20 protein-coding genes and 2 pseudogenes are annotated in these 24,064 nt (G+C 42.7%); 12 read left to right on the top strand and 10 right to left on the bottom strand.

What is annotated here, in order from left to right; all coding sequences use genetic code 11:
* Positions 1-303: 303 nt before the first annotated feature.
* The 3 genes and pseudogenes from PSI23_RS09950 to PSI23_RS09940 form a co-directional block, all read left to right on the top strand.
* Positions 304-693: a hypothetical protein gene (locus PSI23_RS09950; RefSeq protein WP_273554940.1), complete on the top strand. Its 390-nt coding sequence runs from the start codon at positions 304-306 to the stop codon at positions 691-693.
* Positions 694-941: 248 nt separating this feature from the next.
* Entirely contained in the window at positions 942-1,982 is a 1,041-nt protein-coding gene (locus PSI23_RS09945) for a zinc metalloprotease (protein WP_273554939.1), read from the top strand.
* Positions 1,983-2,351: 369 nt separating this feature from the next.
* Positions 2,352-2,522 (top strand): annotated as a pseudogene (locus tag PSI23_RS09940) (IS110 family transposase); the annotation flags it as partial.
* A gap of 103 nt (positions 2,523-2,625) precedes the next feature.
* On the opposite strand, the pseudogene PSI23_RS09935 reads toward PSI23_RS09940, so the two are convergent.
* Both PSI23_RS09935 and PSI23_RS09930 read right to left on the bottom strand, forming a co-directional pair.
* Positions 2,626-3,712: pseudogene (locus tag PSI23_RS09935) on the bottom strand (reverse transcriptase domain-containing protein).
* 10 nt (positions 3,713-3,722) lie between these two features.
* Positions 3,723-3,890 (bottom strand): hypothetical protein, encoded by a 168-nt coding sequence (locus PSI23_RS09930; protein ID WP_187651455.1) that lies wholly within the window; start codon positions 3,888-3,890, stop codon positions 3,723-3,725.
* 689 nt (positions 3,891-4,579) lie between these two features.
* On the opposite strand from PSI23_RS09930, the gene PSI23_RS09925 reads away from it, so the two are divergent.
* From PSI23_RS09925 to PSI23_RS09910, 4 genes are all read left to right on the top strand, one after another.
* Positions 4,580-4,897 carry a hypothetical protein gene (locus PSI23_RS09925; RefSeq protein WP_273554938.1) on the top strand — a complete coding sequence of 106 codons (318 nt, stop codon included), beginning with the start codon at positions 4,580-4,582 and terminating at the stop codon, positions 4,895-4,897.
* Between the two features lie 88 nt (positions 4,898-4,985).
* On the top strand, positions 4,986-5,258 hold the full coding sequence (locus PSI23_RS09920) for a hypothetical protein (protein ID WP_273554937.1): 273 nt from the start codon (positions 4,986-4,988) through the stop codon (positions 5,256-5,258).
* Positions 5,255-5,698, top strand: coding sequence for a hypothetical protein (locus tag PSI23_RS09915; protein WP_273554936.1), 444 nt, complete (start codon positions 5,255-5,257; stop codon positions 5,696-5,698). The genes PSI23_RS09920 and PSI23_RS09915 overlap by 4 nt, the downstream gene beginning before the upstream one ends.
* The gene (locus PSI23_RS09910) at positions 5,695-5,979 is read left to right on the top strand and encodes a hypothetical protein (RefSeq protein WP_273554935.1); all 285 of its coding nucleotides are present in this window, start codon (positions 5,695-5,697) and stop codon (positions 5,977-5,979) included. Before PSI23_RS09915 ends, PSI23_RS09910 begins: the two co-directional genes overlap by 4 nt.
* Positions 5,980-6,128: 149 nt before the next feature.
* On the opposite strand, the gene PSI23_RS23460 is transcribed toward PSI23_RS09910, so the two are convergent.
* The 5 genes from PSI23_RS23460 to zipA form a co-directional block, all read right to left on the bottom strand.
* Positions 6,129-6,821: an SDR family NAD(P)-dependent oxidoreductase gene (locus tag PSI23_RS23460; RefSeq protein ID WP_444876153.1), complete on the bottom strand. Its 693-nt coding sequence runs from the start codon at positions 6,819-6,821 to the stop codon at positions 6,129-6,131.
* Positions 6,822-6,907: 86 nt separating this feature from the next.
* Complete coding sequence (locus PSI23_RS09895; protein ID WP_273554934.1) at positions 6,908-7,123, bottom strand: DUF3820 family protein; 216 nt, start codon at positions 7,121-7,123, stop codon at positions 6,908-6,910.
* Between the two features lie 107 nt (positions 7,124-7,230).
* Entirely contained in the window at positions 7,231-8,421 is a 1,191-nt protein-coding gene (locus tag PSI23_RS09890; RefSeq protein ID WP_273554933.1) for a NupC/NupG family nucleoside CNT transporter, read from the bottom strand.
* Positions 8,422-8,591: 170 nt separating this feature from the next.
* On the bottom strand, positions 8,592-10,610 hold the full coding sequence (gene ligA / locus PSI23_RS09885) for an NAD-dependent DNA ligase LigA (protein WP_273554932.1): 2,019 nt from the start codon (positions 10,608-10,610) through the stop codon (positions 8,592-8,594).
* Between the two features lie 60 nt (positions 10,611-10,670).
* Positions 10,671-11,606 (bottom strand): cell division protein ZipA, encoded by a 936-nt coding sequence (gene zipA / locus PSI23_RS09880; protein ID WP_273554931.1) that lies wholly within the window; start codon positions 11,604-11,606, stop codon positions 10,671-10,673.
* A 220-nt stretch (positions 11,607-11,826) separates the two neighbouring features.
* Here zipA and cysZ point away from each other — a divergent pair, with 220 nt between their 5' ends.
* The 5 genes from cysZ to crr all read left to right on the top strand — a co-directional run bounded on the left by cysZ (position 11,827) and on the right by crr (position 17,096).
* The gene (gene cysZ / locus PSI23_RS09875; RefSeq protein ID WP_273554930.1) at positions 11,827-12,603 is read left to right on the top strand and encodes a sulfate transporter CysZ; all 777 of its coding nucleotides are present in this window, start codon (positions 11,827-11,829) and stop codon (positions 12,601-12,603) included.
* A gap of 277 nt (positions 12,604-12,880) precedes the next feature.
* Complete coding sequence (gene cysK, locus PSI23_RS09870; RefSeq protein WP_273554929.1) at positions 12,881-13,834, top strand: cysteine synthase A; 954 nt, start codon at positions 12,881-12,883, stop codon at positions 13,832-13,834.
* Positions 13,835-14,426: 592 nt separating this feature from the next.
* A complete protein-coding gene (gene ptsH, locus PSI23_RS09865) occupies positions 14,427-14,684 on the top strand; it encodes a phosphocarrier protein Hpr (protein ID WP_273554928.1) in 258 nt (85 codons plus the stop codon).
* A gap of 127 nt (positions 14,685-14,811) precedes the next feature.
* Positions 14,812-16,539, top strand: a complete 1,728-nt coding sequence (gene ptsI, locus PSI23_RS09860) for a phosphoenolpyruvate-protein phosphotransferase PtsI (protein ID WP_273554927.1) — start codon at positions 14,812-14,814, stop codon at positions 16,537-16,539.
* A 47-nt stretch (positions 16,540-16,586) separates the two neighbouring features.
* The gene (gene crr / locus PSI23_RS09855; protein ID WP_273554926.1) at positions 16,587-17,096 is read left to right on the top strand and encodes a PTS glucose transporter subunit IIA; all 510 of its coding nucleotides are present in this window, start codon (positions 16,587-16,589) and stop codon (positions 17,094-17,096) included.
* A gap of 161 nt (positions 17,097-17,257) precedes the next feature.
* Here crr and PSI23_RS09850 read toward each other — a convergent pair whose 3' ends face one another.
* The 3 genes from PSI23_RS09850 to PSI23_RS09840 all read right to left on the bottom strand — a co-directional run bounded on the left by PSI23_RS09850 (position 17,258) and on the right by PSI23_RS09840 (position 24,063).
* On the bottom strand, positions 17,258-18,109 hold the full coding sequence (locus PSI23_RS09850; protein WP_273554925.1) for a 3-hydroxyacyl-CoA dehydrogenase family protein: 852 nt from the start codon (positions 18,107-18,109) through the stop codon (positions 17,258-17,260).
* An 82-nt stretch (positions 18,110-18,191) separates the two neighbouring features.
* Positions 18,192-18,938 (bottom strand): GNAT family N-acetyltransferase, encoded by a 747-nt coding sequence (locus tag PSI23_RS09845; protein WP_273554924.1) that lies wholly within the window; start codon positions 18,936-18,938, stop codon positions 18,192-18,194.
* Between the two features lie 70 nt (positions 18,939-19,008).
* Complete coding sequence (locus PSI23_RS09840; RefSeq protein ID WP_273554923.1) at positions 19,009-24,063, bottom strand: beta-ketoacyl synthase N-terminal-like domain-containing protein; 5,055 nt, start codon at positions 24,061-24,063, stop codon at positions 19,009-19,011.
* Position 24,064: the final 1 nt, after the last annotated feature.

Here is a 24,064-nt window from a genome sequence, read left to right as displayed (position 1 = left end):
CTCATCACCCTGATAACCCAGGGCGTATCGTCAATATCATAATGAAAGAGAGGAATGTATTATGTAAAAACAAATTCAGTTAAATTAAATTAATTTGTTTTTACATATCACTTTATGATAAAAGTTCCTAAATAGCATTTGAATATGAGATTCAATCATATTAAGTTTAACCTTATTTTTTGTAGCCTTTTAATTACACATATCAATTTGCCCAGCAACTGTTCAGGCGTATGACATACTATTTAGCATAGCGATGCGACGTCATTTTGATAGATAATTTATTCAAATCTAAAGGAATATAATATGAAAATTAAGTTTTTAATTAGCATCTTTATTATTATGGTTATGCAGGGGCATGCTTATGCCTTTGCAGGAAATTGTAATGCAAACAATAAAAAAACGGGATATGTTCAATCCATATATATTGGGGTAGATAATGATAATGATGGCAGCGTTACTTTCAAATTTTTACCCAAAGGTTCAAAAGAAAAAGAAGCAATAACACTCTCTTTTTATAATTACATTAGCAGTAAACACAATGTAATACTTCCAGATGATAGGGTGGCTGCCCAAAATGCACGGGCTGCTTATACGCTTTTATTAACAGCCTATTCCTCTGGGTCACCGATAAAAATTATGCGGTGTTATAAGGACGGTGTTGTGGCATTTGGAATGGGACAAGGCCCGTTATAAATCGGGGTTGTCGATTTAGCAAGAATGGATTTATAAGAAAGTTTTTATTATTTCCTCCTTTTTTGGCCATTTAATACGAATTAATTCAGTTGATTATTTTAAAAAAATTAATGATACATTATGGCGGTGGGACGAGGCTAATATCGGTTTAGCCATCCCTGCCCATGCCGTTTGCAGCCACATAAACTCCTATCTAAATACCCTGAGGGTTAATAATCAAAAAAGGCAAAAACATATCGGTAGAAACAATGAAATATTATGTAACGGAGTCTAAAATGAAATTTATTTGCATGATCTTATCATTAGCAACATTTAATTCTTTTGGCTATGATCCAGAGGCTTACTTAAATCCGAATAGGCACGTTTGCTCTATAGCTATTAGCAATCAAATCTATAATCCCGCTGATTTTTTTAATAATAATTTAAGATATAGAATAGATGAAAATATAGGGTCAGTGACAGTTTCCATTGATAATGGTGATGGAACAACAAGAAACTTTGCTATTGATGTTGCACCATTAGTGAGAAATGCGGCAGACATGTGGAATCAACGCTTTATAGCGAGGGGGAGTCCCATTCGCCTTACCGAAGTCCCCCAGGGATCACCCAGTGAAGCTGATTTTCAAATCTCTAGGGAAAATGATGCACAACAGGCTACTTGGGGTGAGGCCTTAGCTCATACAACGTTAGTTTTGCCGGCTGACATCCTGGAGCATTATGCAGTGCCAGCATTTAACAGACCGGGAATGTTTCTAACGGATACATTCCCTTATTCAAAAGAAACTTTCAATACCATTAGAAGAACTCTAAATGAGCATTATACAGAACCTCACGCTGCAAAAATAGTAGTTTATCAAACCATAGTTCATGAGTTTGGACATGCTTTAGGTCTAGCTCATCCTGGAGTACTTAATCTGGAACAGCTGCCTGTAAGTGAAAAAGAAGAACAAATAGTAATAGATACATCAAATCCTGGAAATTTTCTTGCTTTAGCAATTACAGCAGAACTTGAACAGGGACAATCAGATGCCAGAGTACCATTAATGACAGATAGTGATACCTATTTTTTCCGGCTACGTCACCAATTGGACAGACGATTAAACTATGATGATATTGGGCCATCAGAATTAGAATTAAACGCGATAGATATGGAGAATGCGTGTGGTGGTTTAACTTCATCTCAACCTAAAAGAAATATTGTATTTTCGGCGAGTTGCAAAGAAAAACCTCGTATCTTTTATCCTATAACACAGTCACTGATACCCATTTATCAAACACTGTTATTTTAATATGACCGTAGGAATCCTTAATGAGAATTTTAAAATTCCTTACGTTACTATGCGTTTTATTTTTATACACAGCACAATCCTATGCCCAGGAGCCAATTAATCATCGAGAGCATAAAATCTATGGTCACCCCGTTTTTGCAACACTGATTTTGATTAATAGTGGGTTTGCTTAAATCTATCCGGCGTCAATAGGGGTAAAAATGCCCGCGCCATGATGAGTTCCGCACCCGATGGACCTTAATCTGTAATCCATGTGACACCTCCGGTACAACCCGATATCGCAGCTAAAGCCGGTGGTTAATGGGATGGTCACCCTCACCCTGTAGGCATATGTTAGTAGGGTGATTTCTTTTACAAGAGGCCATCGCCATGAATAATATAACCCTTATTGGTATTGATCCCGGCAAACATACCTTTCATATCCACTGCCAGGATAAATCAAGGAAAGCACTCCTACGTAAAAAGTTTACACGAAGCAAATTGATGGAGTTTCTAGTCGGATGCCCTTCTGCAACCGTTGTGATGGAAGCCTGTGCTGGGGTGAGTAGAGCTGTCCGGTCACCCAGACAGCCCCCTCCGCAGAACCGGACGTGCGGAACTACCGCATCCGGCTCCCGACAGATCTGTGTCCCCACACACATATTCAGCGAGAATTGAACATTGAATGTGTTTTCCATCTGGACTGATAACCCAGCATTTTCAAGATCAGATTCAGCTTTTTCCACGTCAGTCGGCGACGCCCACCTTGACGGTTGAACCATCGGTAGATTATTCGCGTACTTTGGTAGATAAACTGCCCGACTCGTCTCTGGTTATCAGATATGCCGTGATAATTTATCCAGCCTCTGATCACCCTGATGACAATATTCAGGGTAAGCCTTTTGTCGGTCGTGTTCAGATTCTTCCAAAGGAAGTCCCTGAGTCCCTTTAATTTGGCGGCAAAACGGTCTTTTCGGCTGGTTAATTTCAGCCGCCAGTGCCCTTTTCGCGTTTTCCCCCAATAGCAGGTAAATCCCAGAAAATTAAACGTGGGCAGGCGTTTTCCTGACTGATTGGCTCTCATTGCCGCTATGTGACCCGCAGGAATGAATTGCGATTTGTCACTGTGTAATTCCAGCCCATATTTATTCAGTCTTTTGGGTAGCACCTTATAGAAACGTTTGGCTTCGCTGGGATACTGAAAGGTGAATACCCTGTCATCGGCATACCTCACCATCTCTGCCCGCCTGTGAATATGTGAACGGCTGATTTCACCAAACCATCCATCTATTACATAATGCAGGTAGATATTGGCGAGCACTGGCGACAGGACTGAACCTTGTGGGCATCCGCGCACATTGCTGGATGTCTCTTTACCCACTATGACGGGCGCCGTGATTAATACCTCGATCAATCTGAGGAAACGGCGATCTGATAAGTGGTCACTTACTGCCGTCCTCTTTTGGAATTTCAGTGATCCGGGCGGCTTTCGGGTGGTACGTCCCTCTGCGTATCCGCAGGATGAGATTTTGTATATTCTCATCAAGGTGTTCACCGTAAGCGGCTTTTGTCATGCGATCGATACCCACGGCTTTATTCCCGTCAAGCCGCAGAAATTGCCCTTTCAGCATGTCACTGTGCAACAGGTGCCCCAAATTATTGAACACCCGTTGTTTGTTACCTGCTGACTTCTCGCCTATACGCTCAAGTTTTGTTAACCATGATAACCCGTCGTTGCTGTGTACGGTCATTGTTGCCCTCTTACGTTCGATCTGTCTGCCAGCCCTTCGCTCCACGGTCATTACTCGCTTCATTGCTACTATGGCTGACTCCGACTTCCTGATATTCATTTCTCAGGCCTTGTGTTTGGCACTTGTGCCCGAAATACTCATTCCATTGAGAAATATCAGGATCTCCTGGGTTCCGCACTGTTCTCTACAAACTCGCCGACGCCTGCGGCTCCGGTGTGTACTGCTGAATGGATATTTGCCAGTGTGACCATTCAGACGCTGCTGCCTGCTAGCTGAACGATACTATTGGCACACACGATTAAATGTATTTCGGCGCTATCACGTTCACCTTTTGGTTTCGGCTCGAGTGTTTCGCTGTCTACGCTTCATCTCCTTTGTTACCGCCGGAAACGCAAGACTCGCTACATAGTGGTCTGGCTAATCCCTTTCTACGACAGGACTTTCACCCGCAAGATCAGTACAGCTTTGCCCAGCGCACCGTTCATTACATTCTCCTAAAATTAGCTTAGCGTGCTAAATTCCGTTTTCTGAGGCGGCCCCCAATAGGTACAATGGGCAGTGAACCAAGAGTACGGCGCAAAAGTGCCAGGGCATTCTCTGCTGTGCGAGGGGGAGGTTGTGTCAATTGAGATTAAACTGTTATCTATATCGATCCATATTTGAGTTGCACTTAAACACATTAATAAAAATTAATATTTGAGATGCTTTTAATTAATTTACATTTCGCTTACCTTTTTTTAAAAAAAACATGCCACATTTATATTGCAATAGAAAATTTTCACTGCAATGTATTATTTTAAATAATTACCAAGTTAAAGAAATATTGAATATAAATTATTAAAAGGAATAATTATAGCAATATCAACATTGGCATTAATTCCAACAATACCAGCAGCAAAAGTAGTCGAATTATCATATAAACGCCATGTAAAAACATTAGAAAAACAACAAGCAATATCACCTTATATACTTATTAATAATAAAGGAGGTGATGGGGGTAGTGGGGATAGTAATGCTAATGGAGGCAATGGTGCACTTGGGGGTAACGGTGGAAATGGCAATAATTCTTCAGGTGGTAATGGCGGTAATGGTGGTAATAATGGCAATGGAAGTAGTAATGGAAATGGAAGTGGTAATGCTAATGCTAATGGAACAGGCAATGGTAATGGAAATAAAAAGGCTTAAATAAAAACAACGCAGCTTATTATTCAAAGACATAAGTTGCGTTGTTCTACTTGTGAAAATAAATTCTATTTCATAGAGGAATTTAAAAATGAAACTAGGAACAATAATTATAGCTGTATCTATATTGAGTTTTCCTTTTGTACCATTGTATGCAAAGACTGAAAGCAAACTCCCTATAAAAATAAATGATTGTAATAAGTTGGATGGACAGTTTGGTCAAAACGGTCAAAACGGGATACCTGATAGCAATTGTAAAAATGGAGGCAATGGTGGAGATGGGATATATCCAGGGCAATCAGGTGGGAACGGCGGCAACGGTGCATCTGGTGGCAATGGTGGCAGAGGGGCAGATGGATTATGAATAACCTGAAATTATCATTTTTCATTCTAATATTATTAGTTATCTCAGAAGCATCATATGCTTCAACCATTTCATTAACAAAACAAATTTCCCATATTAATAACTACCTCCTTGTTTCAAATGGCAGTGATGGAGGTAATGCAGGTTCAGGGAATAATTCTAACGGCGGTGATGGTGGTAAAGGTGGTAATAGCGGTGGAGACTCACAATCCTCTGGAGGAAAAGGAGGAAAAGGGGGAAAAGGGGGAAAAGGGGGAAAAGGCGGAAATGGGGGAAATGGGGGAAATGGTAATAACTCTTCTGGTGGGCGCGGTGGCAATGGTGGCAATGGTGGCAATGGTGGCAATGGTGGTAATGGTGGTAATGGTGGTAATGGTGGTAATGGTGGTAATGGTGGTAATGGTGGTAATGGTGGTAATATAGGGAGCCAAACATTATGAAAAAAAATAACTTATTTTTATCAAGTATCTTGTCTGTATTTCTTCTTGTAGGCCCTATAGTTATTTATACATTTTCCGTTATATTTCCAGTAACAGTTCATGCAGCAAATCACGGAAATGGAGGGCACGGAGGGCACGGAAGTGGTTCTGGAAACGGAGGTAATGCAGGAAAAGGGAGCAATGGAAATGGTGGTAATGGCGGCAAAGGTGGTAAAGGTGGAGAGGGTGGTAAAGGCGGTGAAAACGGTGGACATGATGGGCATCAAGGTAAAAATAGATAGTTATAGTTTAAGAAAGCAAAAATACCGTACTAATTACAGGAATTATTGGTATTTGAAACAGGGCGTCTGTAGCCCTGTTTCTATTTCACGTATCAGTGTTGACAAAATCTTCCATTCGTTCAGCCTCATTAAAGAGTATATGAGGCTGGTTAATGGTATTTATTGCTGAATACTATTTTGTAATTCATGCAAAGCCGCCATCTGTAAAAAGTAGCTACGGTTCTTGTCCAAGTTTGGACTCGCTTTAACCTGATAATCGATTTTCTTCGATAATAAATCAGGCAGAGTGACATTGAATTTTGTCGATTTACAATACCTTTATCTGCAAACTCCAAAGCAACCGAACGCGTCAAACCAAGTACACCATGTTTAGCAGTTGTGTAAGGTGCAATACCAGGAATGCCCACAATACCGTTAGAGGAAGAAAGGTTAACAATAGCCCCTCCTCCGCTTTGAATGATAGCCGGAATGCCATATTTCAAACCAAAAAATGTCCCGCTGAGATCGGTATTAATCACATCATTCCAATCATCAATAGAATAGTCACAAATATTGATACCATGCGGTCCAGTAATCCCCGCATTATTGACCAACATATGTAATCCACCAAATTGTTCTACTGTGTTGTCAATCAATGCCTTGACCGAAAGATGATCCCTGACATCGGCTTCCATCGGAATTACACATCGTTCTGTAGGATCTATCCGCTGTGCTGTCTGTTTGGCACGAGAAAATTGACGCCCAGTAATAATAACCGTTGCTCCCCCGATGGAATAATTCTTCAGCAATGCTCTCTCCAACTCTCGTCGTTGCACCTGTGACAATAGCAATTTTCCCGTCAAAATAGCTCATATGATTCTCCGTCTAATAGATTGGAAAACATCAATAGTTTCAATTAATCATGTAAGATATTTCAGAATCTTATCTATCAGGGCTTTTTCAACGGTTTTACCAGCGAATCCAAGCCTTCAATTTTTATCGCAAGGGTCATTTCCATCAATATACCCAATTTTCCCTGAGGGAACTCCCCCTTGCGGGCAAACCAAAGTAAATACTCTTCCGGCAAGTCAATCAGCATTCGCCCCTTATATTTACCAAATGGCATAGCAGTGTTGGCTATTTCCAGCAAATTTTCTTTGTTCATGATGTCAATTCCGTTACCTTGCGATAAAAAAACACTCTATATAAAAAAAGTGGCATCTGCCAAGATGCCACTTTCGATTATTCTTATCAAATCTAACGATGAAAAAATTAGATGCTCAAAATCAGACCTGTAATTGCAGCGGACAGGAAACTCACCAGCGTTGAACCAAACAGCAGTTTCAGGCCAAAACGCGCAACAGTATTACCCTGTTTTTCATTCAATCCTTTAATGGCGCCTGCAATAATCCCGATGGATGAGAAATTAGCGAAGGAAACTAAAAATACTGACAGAATACCTTTCGAACGCTCACTCAGTTGAGCTGCAATTTCTTGCATGCCCTGCATCGCTACAAACTCGTTGGAAACCAGTTTCGTCGCCATGATGCTACCTACTTTCAGTGCTTCATCACTTGGAATGCCAATGATCCATGCCAACGGATAGAATACATATCCCAGGCATTCCTGGAAGGTAATGCCAAATATCAAATGAAAAATTGCGTTGATACACGCAATCAAAGCAATAAACCCAATCAGCATTGCAGCAACAATCAAAGCAATTTTGAAACCCGCCAGAATATATTCGCCCAGCATTTCAAAGAAGCTTTGCCCCTCGTGGAGGTCGCTCATATGGATTTCTTCTTCGCTCTCAACAGAGTAAGGGTTGATGAGCGATAAGATGATAAAGGTGCTGAACATATTGAGAACCAACGCCGCGACTACGTATTTTGCATCCAGCATCGTCATGTAAGCACCAACGATAGACATAGATACCGTGGACATGGCCGTTGCCGCCATCGTATACATCCGGCGCTCAGACATTTTGCCCAGAACATCTTTGTAAGCAATAAAGTTTTCTGATTGACCCAGAACTAATGAGCTAACCGCGTTGAAAGATTCCAGTTTGCCCATGCCGTTTACTTTAGACAACACTGTACCTATCGCACGAATAATAATTGGCAGTATTTTGAAGTGCTGCAAAATACCAATCAAAGCAGAAATGAAGATAATTGGGCACAATACATTCAGGAAGAAAAAGGCTAAGTTAGTTTCCATCATGCCACCGAAAATAAATTTGGTGCCTTCTGCCGCATAAGACAATAGATGGACAAATAAATTGTCAAACCCTTTAACTATCCCCAAACCCGCGTTAGAGTTCAGGAAGAACCATGCCAAAAAAAGTTCAATTATAATCAACTGAATAACATAACGAACCCTAATATGCTTCCGGTTATTACTCGCCAAAATCGCCAGACCACCAATCACGATCAATGCGAGGAAAAAATGAAAAATATGAGACATAATAAAAAGCTCCAAACATGATGTTGTGCAAATTTATAACTGTATTTTATGGTATGCATAATAGAAATTTTTGATTACTATCACATTAATTTACTGTTCAAATGGTCGCAAATTTCTATTTAGCCAACCCGGTCACACTTTGATAATCATATCATTAAGTGAAACGCGTATTATTCACCCAATAAACGGAGCATTTCCTCTTCATCAATAACAGCAATTCCCAACTCATTGGCTTTAGCTAACTTGGAACCCGCTGCTTCGCCGGCGATAACTAGATCTGTTTTTTTAGACACGCTTCCGGTAACTTTGGCACCTAAAGCTGTCAGTTTATCTTTGGCTTCATCTCGGGACAGGCGACTCAATGACCCCGTCAATACCACTATCTTGCCGGTAAATAAGCTGTCAGCCTCATCCAAACGCGGATTTGCAGCCGATTCCCAGTGGATACCAATATTGTCAACCAAATCATCAATCACTACCTGATTGTGCGGCTCACTAAAGAAATTCACGACATGACTGGCAACAACGCCTCCCACATCCTGCACCGCAATCAGAGCCTCAATATCTGCTGCACGTAATTTTTCCAATGTACCAAAATGAGAAACCAGATTAGCGGCGGTCGCTTCGCCGACTTCACGAATGCCCAAAGAGTAAATAAAACGGGCGAAAGTGGTTTTCTTAGATTTATCCAAGGCAGCAATGACATTTTGTGCAGATTTAGGCCCCATTCGCTCAAGGCCAGTTAATTTTCCGGCAGTCAGACGGAAAAGATCAGCCGGTGTTTTGACATACTCTTTATCCACAAGCTGCTCAATAATTTTTTCGCCCATGCCATCAACATCCATGGCACGACGGGAAACAAAATGTTTCAGCGCTTCTTTGCGCTGCGCTCCACAAAATAAACCTCCGGTACAACGAGCAACGGCTTCTCCTTCGACACGTTCTATATCTGAGCCACAAACCGGGCAATGTTCAGGGAAAATCACTGCCTGAGTTTCTGCTGGTCTGCTTTCATAAACAACACCCACCACCTGTGGAATAACATCTCCGGCACGGCGAATAACCACCGAATCACCAATGAGCAGCCCCAGACGTTCAATTTCATCTGCATTGTGCAATGTGGCATTACTTACTGTAACTCCGGCCACCAACACAGGCTCTAAACGAGCAACCGGAGTAATGGCACCAGTACGTCCTACCTGAAACTCAACATCACGAACGATAGTCATCTGTTCTTGGGCCGGAAATTTGAAAGCTGTCGCCCAACGTGGTGCTCTGGCAACAAAACCCAATCTTTCTTGTAATCCGAGGGAGTCGACTTTGATTACAACCCCATCAATATCAAAGCCCAGCGTCGGTCGTTGCTGTTCAATGTCATGGTAAAAATCCATCACCTGCTGAGTACCCTGACATAACTTCATTTTGTCACTGACAGGCAGCCCCCACCGTTTGAATTGTATCAGACGTTCGTAGTGACTTGCCGGTAACTCTCCGCCCTCCAGAACACCAACACCATAGCAATAGAAAGTCAGTGGGCGTTTGGCAGTAATACGAGGGTCAAGTTGACGCAATGATCCGGCAGCCGCATTGCGGGGATTAGCGAATACTTTATTTCCTGTGCGGCGCGCTTCTTCGTTGAGTTTTTCAAATCCGCCTTGTTTCATGAAAACCTCACCGCGAATTTCAACGCGGGCAGGAATATTGTCACCTTTCAAGCGCAAGGGAATCGCGCAAATGGTACGGACATTGGCAGTAATATTCTCCCCTGTTGTCCCATCGCCACGGGTCGCAGCCTGTACCAATTCCCCATTTTCATACAGCAAACTGACCGCCAAGCCATCGAGTTTTAGTTCGCAACAAAATACCAAGTCCTGACTGTCTTTCAGGCGATCACGCACACGCTTGTCAAAGGCAAGATAACTTTCTTCATCAAATACGTTATCCAGAGACAACATCGGGATCACATGGCGTACCTGTTCAAACGCCGTTAATGGTGCTGCACCCACACGTTGGGTAGGGGAATCAGCGGTAATTAGCACGGGATGTTGCTCTTCCAGTGCTTTTAATTCCCGCATCAAACGATCATATTCTGCATCAGGGATCTCTGGCGCATCCATAACATGATATAAATATTCATGATGACGTAATGTTGTTTTTAATTCGTTGATTTTTTGAATAATATTTTCCATGACTTCTCACCAGAAATAAAAAAACCCCCGACTGGCGGGGGCTGATACTAAAAAGAGGGGTTATTCACCGACGTTGAGCGTATTGCGGATACGCGCTTTATAGAGTTCGATCATCTGTGGTGTAAGCATTTTGCGTTCACCATCCAGAACTACGCCTCCTACATCAGCAGCGATACGCTGCGCTGCCTGCAACATCAGTTTAAAATTCTGATTGGAATCACCATATGAAGGCACAAGCATAAACATGGAGATCCCAGGAGTAGTGAAATCTGTCATTTGGTCTGGATCAAATGAGCCAGGTTTTACCATATTAGCTAAACTGAACAACACAGCACCACTACCTGATGGATTCAAGTAACGATGGAAGATATTCATGTCACCAAACCGGAAGCCTGCCTGCAAAATGCTTTGAAACAAGACTTCGCCATTCAGTTCCTGCCCATGATGAGCGGCAACATGCAATACCAACACTGTTTCTTTCTGGGGGTGTTCAGATTCAGAAAGCACTTTACTTTCTTCTGTTTTTAACTGCTCTGCCACAACTTCAGAGCCTGACTCCGCTATTCCAGCTTCTTTTGATTCAGCGGATTCAACCAGATCGAACAACCCAAGCTGCGGTTCTTCCTGTTGATCATCGACACCCTTCACTTTGGTTTCGGCTACATCAGATTGATGCTTTGCAAGTAAAGGATCCAAACCATCATCAGGCACTACTGATGACGATTCAGGCGCACGATGTTTGATAACTGGCTCAGCACAATGTTCAGTATGCGGTTTTGCCGACTCCTGAACATTCGATTTTGACGTATTATCAAACAACTCATCGCCATCATTATCCCCTGACTCTTCCTGACGCCCCTGTTTATGACGTTTAACTGGGCGATCACGAAAGAGTGATGAACGCTCTTTACGGCTGGTCCACAACCCATGTAATAGCAAAGCTATTATGGCTATCGCACCAACAACGATTAATATCAGACGCAAATCCTGCATCATTGCTATCTCTGTTGTTTAAATTAATTGCCACCACGGCGGAATATTCTTTAGATAAGAGTATTTGCCAAATAAGACAAGTGCAAGTCTCTACCTACTTTTCTTACCATAAAGTGATATTTCCTCTGTTTTTTCGGATATTTTTTGCCCACAAAACTGCTGGTCAGTAGAAAATCCTGCCTATATCATACCGTTTCAATCATCCAGGAGAGAATAAGAAAATATGACGAATTCGACAAAGTTGCCAAAACATCCAAATGGATTCCATTATATTATGCAAGGTTGGCAACTGATAACCCGCCCTGGTATTAAGCGATTCGTTTTATTACCGTTATTAGCCAATATCTTATTGCTAGGTGGTTCATTTTGGTGGCTATTCCATAAACTGGATGGCTGGATACAATGGACTCTCGATAAAATACCAGATTGGATGCAATGGTTAAGCTATTTAATTTGGCCGCTTGCGCTTATCTCCATTTTATTGGTTTTTACCTATTTTTTCAGCACACTCGCTAATTTTATCGCTTCACCATTTAATGGATTGCTGGCAGAAAAACTGGAAGCTGATCTGACAGGCATTCCAGCACCAGATACTGGCGTTATCGACTTACTCAAAGACACTCCCCGTATTCTGAAACGTGAAATGGTAAAAATTCTTTACTATATTCCTCGTGCATTTGTCTTATTGTTACTTTACTTCATTCCGGTAATAGGCCAAACCATTGCCCCTATCCTTTGGTTTATTTTCAGTGCCTGGATGCTGGCGATCCAATACTGTGATTATCCGTTTGATAACCATAAAGTCAGTTTCACCACAATGCGCAATACCTTGCGCCAAGACAAAATAGGTAACCTTCAATTCGGCGCAACAGTAAGTGTACTGACCATGATACCTATTGTGAATCTGTTTATTATGCCCGTTGCTGTTTGCGGGGCAACAGCGATGTGGGTTGATCGCTACCGTGCTCAGCATGCCCTGAATCACAGCTCATCAAGCTAATTTAGCTTCTGCCGACTAGTTTTTCTTCATCAGCTATTTCTATCAACTATTTTTATCAACTATTTCTATGAACTACAGCAAAGCCCCTGACAGACTATAAATATGTCAGGGGCTTTGCCTAAAAAGTTACACCAATAATTTTAAATACTCCAAATAATATAAAATAGCTATTAAATATTCTTTTATATAATAAGAATAGATTGAAACTTTATTTCCATAAATAAGATGTTAGCGTATGGTTGATCAGTATTTACGGTATTTTAGGGGCAATCGAACAATGAGCAAAATTTATGAAGATAATTCGTTGACTATTGGTCACACTCCGCTGGTACGTTTAAAGAATTTCGCAAATGGTCGCATCTTGGCAAAAATAGAATCCCGTAACCCCAGCTTCAGTGTAAAATGCCGCATTGGTGCCAATATGATTTGGGATGCTGAAAAACGAGGCATCCTGACCCAAGATAAAGAACTTATCGAGCCGACCAGTGGTAATACAGGGATTGCACTGGCCTATGTTGCAGCTGCCCGTGGTTATAAGCTGACATTAACCATGCCTGAAACGATGAGTATTGAGCGCCGTAAGCTACTGAAAGCTCTGGGCGCAAATTTGGTGTTGACCGAAGGCGCAAAAGGCATGAAAGGTGCTATTGATAAAGCTAATGAAATTCGTGACAGCGATCCTGACCGTTTTATCCTCCTGCAACAATTCAGCAATCCAGCCAACCCAGAAATTCATGAAAAAACCACTGGCCCTGAAATTTGGGAAGACACTGATGGCAATGTAGACGTTTTCGTTGCTGGCGTCGGAACTGGCGGTACAATCACCGGTGTTGCCCGTTACTTGAAAAATACATGTGGTAAACAAGTAACTATCGTTGCGGTAGAACCAGAAGACTCACCTGTTATCAGTCAAAAATTAGCAGGCGAGGAACTGAAACCAGGCCCGCATAAAATTCAGGGAATCGGCGCTGGCTTCATTCCTGATAACTTAGATTTAACATTAGTTGACCGTGTATTCAAAATCAGCAATGAAGAAGCAATTCAAATAGCACGCGAAGTTACTGAAAAAGAAGGAATTCTCTCTGGTATTTCTTCAGGTGCTGCTGTTGCGGCTGCCATCAAAATATCCCAAGAGGATGAATACAAAGACAAAAATATCGTGGTAATTCTACCTTCTTCGGCTGAACGTTATTTGAGTACAGCGTTATTTGCTGATCTAAATAGCGATTGAAAACTACTCTATAGAATTTTTCATTACATTGATAAATATTGACAAAAAAGCACCTCAAGGGTGCTTTTTTGTGCATCAGATCAAAGTTTAAAACTTTCCTAGATGATTTATTCAAGTAGCTTTAGTATTTAACCAGTAATTATTTTGATGCACGAAATTAATCGCCAAACAGACAGTAGAAAGGTTATTCAATCCGACCATTATTAGGATAGCGTGTATTAACACCAAATCAACAATTGAGTGCATCAAATATGTTAATTTTTTGATAATGATTATTATAGGCCCAATAAATTTCGAGTTACATTTAACAAAACAATAACTTGAAAGTCGAAGGGAATACGCTTTATATCATTATCATTTTAATGGTTGTACAAGTCGAAGCGAATTCAACTATCCCCAATGGATTTCGAGTTGCAGCGCGACGGCAAGGGAACGAATCCCCAAGAGCATAGCCAACTATGTAGCCACTAACTATGTGGCCGGGATGAGTGAGCGTAGCCAGCAAAGCTGCAATTTAAAAGACGAAGGGTATACACTAACTTTAGAATTCTCTTAGCTTATCAACGAACATTTAAGTTATTGAGGAAATACTATGTTCCAGCAAGAAGTTACCATTACTGCACCAAACGGCCTCCACACTCGCCCTGCTGCACAATTTGTCAAAGAAGCGAAAGGCTTTGCTTCTGACATCACATTAACTTCTGGAGGCAAGTCTGCCAGCGCAAAAAGCCTGTTTAAACTGCAAACGCTGGGATTGACTCAAGGTACAGTTGTAACGATTGCTGCTGAAGGCGAAGATGAGCAACATGCTGTTGAGCATTTAGTTAAATTGATGGGTGAATTGGAATAATCGCCTGCTCAATCAAACCAATCTATTTCATTCAGTTCATCCCCGGGTTTTATTGATCCGGGGATATTCAGAGCCTCCTCCCAAAAGGCTTAATGAAAGGTAATTACCCGCAGTAAGGCCATATAATATGATTTCAGGCATCTTAGTATCACCAGGAATTGCTTTCGGTAAAGCGCTATTACTGAAAGAAGATCCCATCATTATCAATCAGAAAAAAATTATTCCTGAACAAGTCGAACAAGAAATTTCCCGTTTTAAGCAAGGCCGCGATAAATCTTCCGCACAATTAGAAATAATTAGAAAAACAGCCGAAAAAAATCTAGGTGCAGAGAAGGCCGAAATCTTCGAAGGCCATATTATGTTGCTGGAAGATGAAGAGCTAGAACAAGAAATTATCACTCTTATTAAAAAAAATCTGGCAACAGCAGATGCAGCCGTTTATTCCGTAATTGAAGATCAGGCCAAAGCACTGGAAGAACTGGATGATGAATATTTGAAAGAGCGAGCTGCCGATGTCCGTGATATTGGCAAGCGCTTACTGAAAAATATTCTGGATATGCCAATTATCGACTTAGGCACCATTGACGAAGAAGCCATTTTGGTTGCCAATGATCTAACCCCCTCAGAAACCGCACAACTCAATCTGGACAAAGTCCTCGGTTTCATCACTGATCTTGGCGGCCGAACTTCCCACACCTCCATCATGGCTCGCTCTTTGGAATTACCCGCCATTGTTGGTACAACCAACGCGACCAAACAAATCAAAAACGGCAGTTATCTGATTCTGGATGCAGTCAATAACCACATTTATGTGAATCCATCCGATAGCGAAATCGAGAAACTAAAAACCGCGAAAAGTGAGTATCTGACAGAAAAATCCGAACTGGCGAAACTGAAAGACTTACCAGCCATCACATTGGATGGTCACCAAGTTGAAGTTTGCGCCAATATCGGTACGGTACGTGATGTCCTGGGTGCTGAACGCAATGGTGCTGAAGGTGTCGGTTTATACCGTACTGAATTCCTGTTTATGGATCGCGATTCCCTGCCAACTGAAGACGAACAATTTGAAGCCTACAAAGCAGTTGCGGAAGCCGTAGGTAATCAAGCCATCATTATCCGGACGATGGACATTGGTGGGGATAAAGATCTGCCTTACATGAACCTGCCAAAAGAAGAAAACCCATTCCTTGGCTGGCGTGCGATCCGTATTTGCCTTGACCGTAAAGAAATCTTACATTCTCAATTACGTGCTATCCTGAGAGCTTCTGCATTTGGTAAACTTCGCATCATGTTCCCAATGATTATTTCAGTTGAAGAAATACGGGAATTGAAAGCCGAGCTTGCGTTACTGAAAGAACAGCTATGCAATGAAAGCAAGGTATTTGATGAATCGATTGAAGTCGGCATCATGGTGGAAACACCTGCTGCTGCAACCATTGCTAAACATCTTGCAAAAGAAGTTGACTTTTTTAGTATTGGGACAAACGATCTAACTCAGTATACTCTTGCGGTAGACCGTGGTAATGAGCTGATTTCTCATCTTTACAACCCAATGTCACCAGCAGTGCTGAGCCTAATCAAGCAGGTTATTGATGCCTCACACGCGGAGGGTAAATGGACTGGCATGTGTGGAGAATTGGCCGGTGATGAACGCGCTACACTGTTGCTCTTGGGCATGGGGTTGGATGAGTTCAGCATGAGTGCAATATCAATTCCACGCATTAAGAAGATCATCCGTAATACGACTTACGATGATGCAAAAGCGCTGGCAGAACAAGCACTAACTCAGCCAACCGCACAGGAATTGATGGATTTGGTTGATACCTTTACCAGAGAAAAAACACTCTGCTAAAAAATTAGCCAGAATACGGTCCCATTAAAACAATTAGGAGAAGATTCATGGGTCTGCTTGATAAATTAAAATCTCTGGTTTCAGACGATAAAAAAAACAGCGGCAGTATTGAAATTATCGCCCCATTGTCAGGTGAGATAGTCAATATCGAAGATGTTCCGGATGTTGTTTTTGCCGAAAAAATCGTTGGGGATGGTATCGCCATCAAACCAACCGGTAACAAAATTGTCGCTCCTGTTGATGGCACCATTGGTAAAATCTTCGAAACTAACCATGCTTTTTCTATCGAATCAGATAGTGGCGTTGAGCTATTTGTCCATTTTGGTATTGATACCGTTGAACTGAAAGGTGAAGGCTTTAAACGCATTGCCGAAGAAGGTCAGCGGGTACAAAAAGGCGATTTGGTTTTAGAGTTTGATTTGGCATTTCTGGAAGAAAGAGCTAAATCAACCTTAACTCCTGTTGTTATTTCTAACATGGACGAAATTAAAGAGTTAACTAAAGTAAGCGGATCAGTTGTTGTAGGTGAATCAGTCATCATGCGAATTAAGAAATAACAGAAAAAATCATTGAGGGGATATTTCCCTCTTTTTTCTGTTAGACGATTCATTTTAATTGATGAGCTATTTGTGAATCGCCACTGTTTTATCAGGCTGGGCAGTCGAATGTCTGATAAAACAGGGCGGTTATTCATAGATAAATCAAATAACAACAAAATTTAATACGTATAAAAACCCTTACCTGTTTTCCGCCCTAAGTGCCCTGCATCGACCATTGTTCGCATCAACGGACAAACACGATATTTTGAATCCTGAAACATCTGGTAGAGCACATCAAGAGAATTAACGACAGTATCGATTCCAATCAAATCAGCCGTTTCCAGTGGTCCCATTTTATGACCAAAGCATTCCTTAAATATCGTGTCCACATCCACTGGCTGAGCTATGCCATCCTGCACAGTGAACGCCGCCTCATTCATAAATAAATGGGAAATTCGGTTGGAAACAAAACCAGGACCATCTTTCACTACGACAGCATTTTTACCCAGTATCACCAGAATCTCCAAACATCGCTTCTGAGTCTGTTCAGCAGTATTAAGGCCGATAATGACCTCAACCGTCGGTTTCAAATACACTGGGTTCATAAAATGTACGCCAATCACCTGAGACGGTTCATTATGAAACGAACCCAGTTTAGTGATGGGAATGCAGGAAGTATTTGCTGCCAATACAGTATGAGGAGCAATAAATGCCGCCATATTCGCATATAACGCTTGTTTCAGTGCAATATTCTCAGTGATGTTTTCTACTACAAACTCACAATCGGACACAGCCTGTAAATCCTGCGACCAAATGATATTTTGCAGGATCATTTCAGAAGTTTTTCCCTTGGCAAGCGGACTGAACAGTGGAGCATAACTGGCGGTTTCCACAATACTCTCTCTGCTCTGCTGGCAAGAAGGTGTATCTTTTTCGATAACAACTACATCATGCCCCCGCAGAGCGCAGTCGAAGGCAAGGCTGGAACCGATATTGCCGCCACCAACCACAGCTATTTTAAGTTTTGACATAGTGACTATTTTCTTATTGAGTTTAAAATTTGTTGATAAACAACGGATTTCAAGTTGCAGGCTTTATTTAGTACAAGACCGCTTAGTTATTCGAATCAGGGGAAACCAGCTCCCACTTGCCAAACAACACCATACCCGCTGCTTTTGCCAACGCCGAAGACGCAAGGTTATCGAGCTGGCATCGGTATTGAGGTTCATATCCTTGAGCACAGGCATATTTACTGATTGTTCGCACCACTTTTCTGGCATGGCCTTTGCCTCTAAAAGGCGCTAATGTCAGTACCCCCATATCCGCAATTTGTACATCATCCCACGGATACATACTGGCAGCACTAATCAGGTGGTTTTGCTCAAAAGAACCAAATACCGCCCAATGATCCAATTCTACATAAGCACTATCCAAATCCTGCTCAGAAGCGGAAGATTGGAACTCAGCGAAAATATCTTCATCTTCCGCTTCTGTTAACTGGCGCAACTCACCAGCCAGATTTTCTGCTGACAACTTTTCTTGCAACAACCTATTTTTTTCAGCTTCTGAAAAATAAAAAATATAATCTGCGCCATGCAAAGTAATATCTGCCTCATTCAATTTCTGGCGAAAGATTATTTCAGACATCTTTTCTTGGTGGTAAAGTCCCGCTTTTTCGGCAAGTTCAGGCGTCAAAACCGCCATGACCCGACCATCGGTGGTTTCCAGCACCATCAATCGATCATCTTCTTCCAGATTGGCATTAGTGGCGACAGTAAAAACATCATCACTATAAATAATATTTCCATTCAATAATGGCGCTTGCCAAAAGTCAGTTATCGTTTTTGAAAATAAAGGCATACTTCTTACTCGCTTTGGTTAGAATCAGCAAACGCCCACTGGCGCTCATTCAAATAACTGCCGGGTATATTTAAAAATTAAACTCTGAATCAATATCCTGATCGCTCGCTTGGGCGGACGATTCAGGCGCATACCCATAATTGAGGCTCTTGAGCAATTCTTGTATTTCCTCGTCAGGATTAGCGATAACTTCGTTTATCAAAACAAAGAAATAATCAAATACCGCTGTAACCGTAGCCTCACTGAACATTTGTTGGCGAAATTGTATCGTGCAATTAAAAGAGTCTCTGGTTTCGGATACATCCATCGCCAAATCGAACTTGACTGCCTCTAACGTCAATTCAAGCCGGGAAAAACCGCTTTCTTTATTAACTTCATTACTTTCATCTGCACCATTCAGGCTCAAGGGCAGATAACCGAACACCACATCAAACAACGGATGTTTACCCCGGCGTCCCTGAACATGGCGTTCAGCACTGAGATCTTCCAGCAATACACTCATTGGATAAGTTTGATAAGGGACACTTTCAGCCCATTGAGCATTAAGTTGCAGCAGATAATCCGCCATAGGCAGATCGGCCTCCGGCTCGATTTTCAATGCCAGCATGTTGACAAGATAACCAACCAACGCCAATTCTTCCGGCTGCATACGCCCTGTGACCGGAACGCCGAGCAAGAAGGAGTCAGCACGGGAAATTTTTGCCATCAAGACACCAAATACCCCAAGGAAGAAGGTAAATGCAGGCAAACCAAGCTCATCACACAACTGTCTGATTTCCAAGCTGGTTTGTGGAGAAAGATCTTTCTCCAGCATAATGCCTCGATCTCTTTCAGCATCGGTGTGCCAGTCATATCCTTCCACCACAGGCAACGACAACGGCGCAGGTAGCGGCAACAGATTGGCGAGCCAATAAGCTTTTTCCTTCCGTACCTTATCCTCATTTTCAGATTCCAGCCTGTAGCGCCTGTAGGCAGCAAAACTATACTCAGGCGCAGGCAACGGTAATCCTTGCAGTAAACGTTGAAAATCATCAGCAAGGATCCCCAAAGAAACGGCATCACATACGATGTGATGAACAACGATGAGCACTTGGTGGAATGGAAAAGCACCTGAGCCCGTAAGCATCATGGCCCGAATCGGCAGCTCAGTATGCAGATCAAAAGGCATATTGGCGAATTGCTCCAGACGAGCAAAATTTTCCTCCTGTCTCTCTCCCGCCTCGGATACCAACATCCCCACGTTAGTGTCACGCTGAGGCAGCATCATCAAATCAGCCCCCTGCCTTTCAAACAAACATTTCAACACCGGATACCTGTCAGCGACTTGCTCTATCGCCTCAGTAATGGAAGCTGCACTGATCGAACTGGGACACCGGAAAGCCATTGGCATGTTATAGCTGCTGTTGGCAAAAGTGATCTGATGTATATACAGTAAATCCTGATCTGAACTGGCGATAATAGGTTCGGATAAGTCAACGGAAGGCAAAACCGATGGGGAAACATCCTGCTCATCGTTAAGAAACTGTCGTTCAATCTCACGTATGGTTGGTTGTGCAAAGAAATCCTGAATGGCAACCCGCTTGCCTATTTTTTTATACACCTTCTCTGCCATTACAATGGTCTTTAAACTATCTCCCCCCAGCGCCATAAATTTGTCATCAATACCAATGCCGTCAATGCCAAGTATCTGGCTCCATATTGCGGTAATTTCCTTTTGCATCTCATTGGCTGGAGGCTGATAAACAGAATGCAGAGTTTCTGGTCTGGGCTTCAATTTGATGCCGCTGGTTGCTTGTGGCTTGCGATCACCATTGGCAATTCGTCTTCCCCCCCAAGCATAAAGCCGATCCATAAACTGACCAGCAGAGAAGATTTTCTGGTTTTCACGATCATATTCACGCAAGCTGCGTTCAAACAAGGCGGGGAATTCAAAGCCAGAAAAAGCCACTTCATTACGTCCCCAAACAAGCGCATCGTCTCGTTCTTCCTCTGCCAAATGAGGCTTTTCATCAAAATGAATCGTTTCCCAGTTCACCACAATCCAACGGGGATTTTGTGGTCGTCTGTTTTGTCTCTGTCCCCAACCATCCAGAAATAAATTCGCCATCGCATATGGCGCATGAGCAATGCCGCCAAAAAATACCGACATGGAAGACGTCACAAAGCAATATTCAACCGGAATGCTTTCAAATACTTTGGTAAGCACAGCCGCTACCTGAGCTTTAGGCTGGAGTTGCGCCTGATAATGCTCAGCATTAAGCCTGACCAACGGAGAAAAAGAGTCGCCATCCGTTACTCCCGCTGCATGAATCACTGCGTGGATATCTCCCAAGCGATGACGGATAGACTTAAACAGCGTTAACGCATCTTCTTCACTTTCCAGCGCATACGGAAAAATTTCCACCGCACCAGCACCAGCTTCCTGCAACTCCATCAGTAAACGTTGCATCGCCGCTGAGTCTGCGGATTGACGGCTAATTAGCGCCAATTTCCCCTGAAAACGCTGTGCAATGACTTTTGCCATCGCCTTAGCCATTCTGCCGCCAGCACCGGTGATAACATAGGTTTTTCCCATGAAATGAGATTCATCCACCACTTCATTTTCTTCCGCATCCGGACAGCGGAAATCTTCAACAAACAGCCCCTCATGATTCAGTTTCAAAGGGCCATGCAATGGCGTTTGCAGTAATCGAGTCAATGTGGAGGCTATCCCATCTGCATTGTACTTCTGTAAATACTTGAACTTCTGTAAATAATTGTGCTCTTGTAAATATAAGAACGCACATTCGATACCCGGTATCTCTTGTGGGATCACCAAAGCCAATGCCTTGAGCGCTGCCTCGGTTAAAACAGATGCAGCCGAATATCCACCATCACCTGTCATAGCTGGCATGACCAAATAAATATGTACAGAACCAAACGCAGAGAAGTCATTCTCTACCAACACCTTACCCAGATCAGATAGTGTTTGCAGGGAGTCAGGTGCAAAAGAAAATCCATCAGAAGGAAACACCAATGACAACACCAGAGATCGGTTCTTTTGCAAATCATGAGATAGCTCTGCCAGAGCATTTCGGACTTGATCCGAACACAACATATTCAAGCGAATCATCTCAATCTGGCTTTTATCTACCCAATCATTTGCTTGTGATGCCAGTGATTGATCACACAGCAGTACTGAATGGGGTATTTTTTCCTGTGCTTTTTCCTGTACTGATGCTTTCGGTAAACGGACTGGCTTCCAGAATGGCAACAATAAACCCGGCATATTTTTGGATAAGTTATTGTCACCGGTCGCGGCAATAACACTGGCAATTTGTCTCCAACGTTTGTCCGTAATATGCCCTGCACCATGTTCTTCACGCATGAAGGCATATCCGGGGATATCTATCAGCGGTTGTCCATTGAAGGGAGAGAAAAGAAACTTTGCCGGTTCTTTCGTCTGACCAGATATCCAATTGGTGAAGGCGACAAGCACCTCTGAACGCTCATCTGGTAGTACCGCGCCTTTTTCCAAGAATTGAGGAATTAAAGTTAATACATCTTCATCTTCTTCAAACTCCAGATAAGTTTTAATTTGCTGCATCAACACAAATTTTGAGTCTGCCGCAAACATGATCCGACACGGAAAACTGCGCCGTTTACCCAAGGTATGGGATAGAGCCTGAAGATCTAAATGGGATTGCTGCACCAGCCATTGGGATACTGACTCCAATTGCAGTGCCAAAGAAGCTCTGTTTTTCGCCGAGAATGGGAAAAAACAGAGCTTGGCGGTGTTTTCCCCAGCAGCAGAAATATATTGTTGCAGTACCATATGTGCATTGGTTCCACCAATGCCAAAGCTACTCACGCCACCGGTTCTCAATTTCCCTTGCTTTGATGACCACGGTTCGGCGCACGTGTTGATATAAAACGGAGATTGCTCAAACCCCAGTTGTGAATTAGGACGTTGGAAATGCAACGTCGGCGGGATCACACCATATCTGATAGCCATCACCATCTTGATAAAGCCTGCTATACCAGCCGCTGAATCCAAATGTCCAATATTGGTTTTCACTGACCCCAGAGCACATTGATTCAGATCGGCAGAAGGATGGTTTTCACTGAATAGTTTTTCATTGAAAACCTCACACAACGCCATAAATTCAATGCTGTCTCCCAACGAAGTTGCTGTGCCGTGACATTCAATAAAATCCAAATCCGCTGCATTCATCTCTGCCATCTGCAAAGCGGAACGAATCACATCCGATTGCCCCTTGACGCTGGGAGCTGTATAGCCGACTTTGCGGGCACCATCATTATTAATGGCTGAACCTTTAAGGATCGCCCAAATAGGATCATTATCCGCAATAGCATCTCCTGCCCGCCGTAATACCACTGCCCCCAAACCACTGCCGAACACGCTACCGGTCGCTTCTGCATCAAAGGCCCTGGTCTTGCCATCTTTTGAAAACAACATACCGTCTTGATAGGTATGCCCATTCTGTTGTGGCAACAACAGGCTGACGCCACCCGCAACCGCAACATCACACTCACCGCTCAACAAACTCTGTACAGCCTGATGCACGCTTACCAAACTGGTTGAACAAGCGGTCTGGAGGGTAAAACTGGGGCCTTCCAGCCCCAGTTTCCAAGAAATCAATGTACTCATGGCATCTTTGTTGGCTAATTGGGACGCGAGAAAACCACCAACATTTTCAACCTGTTCAGACAACATTGCCTGCATTGTCCACTGTACCGTACTGCGCGCGCCCAGAAACAGCCCGATATTGCGCCCCCGTTTATCTGGATCAATACCGGCGTTCTCCAACGCATGCCAGACGCACTGCATCATCAAACGTGTTTGTGGATCTAACAGTGCAGCCTCTGCCTGACTGTATCCAAAGAACTCTGCATCAAAATAATTTGCCCCTTCCAGCACACCGTTAACAGGGACAAAATCTTTATTGCGTATCTTTTGAATATCATGCCCTGCCTGAAGCAGCTCCTCCTCTGTAAAACGGGAGATGCCATCCACTCCCATCAATAGATTTCGCCAAAATTCAGTGCAATTTTCTGCTCCCGGGAACCGACCTGATAAACCAACAACAGCGATATCCAAATCTTCTCTTATTTCTGCACTCATG

Origin of the sequence: Xenorhabdus yunnanensis, assembly GCF_028598805.1 — a bacterium.
Taxonomy (GTDB): domain Bacteria; phylum Pseudomonadota; class Gammaproteobacteria; order Enterobacterales; family Enterobacteriaceae; genus Xenorhabdus; species Xenorhabdus yunnanensis.
Note: the sequence above shows the minus strand (reverse complement) of the source record. Positions and strands in the feature narration are given on the sequence as shown.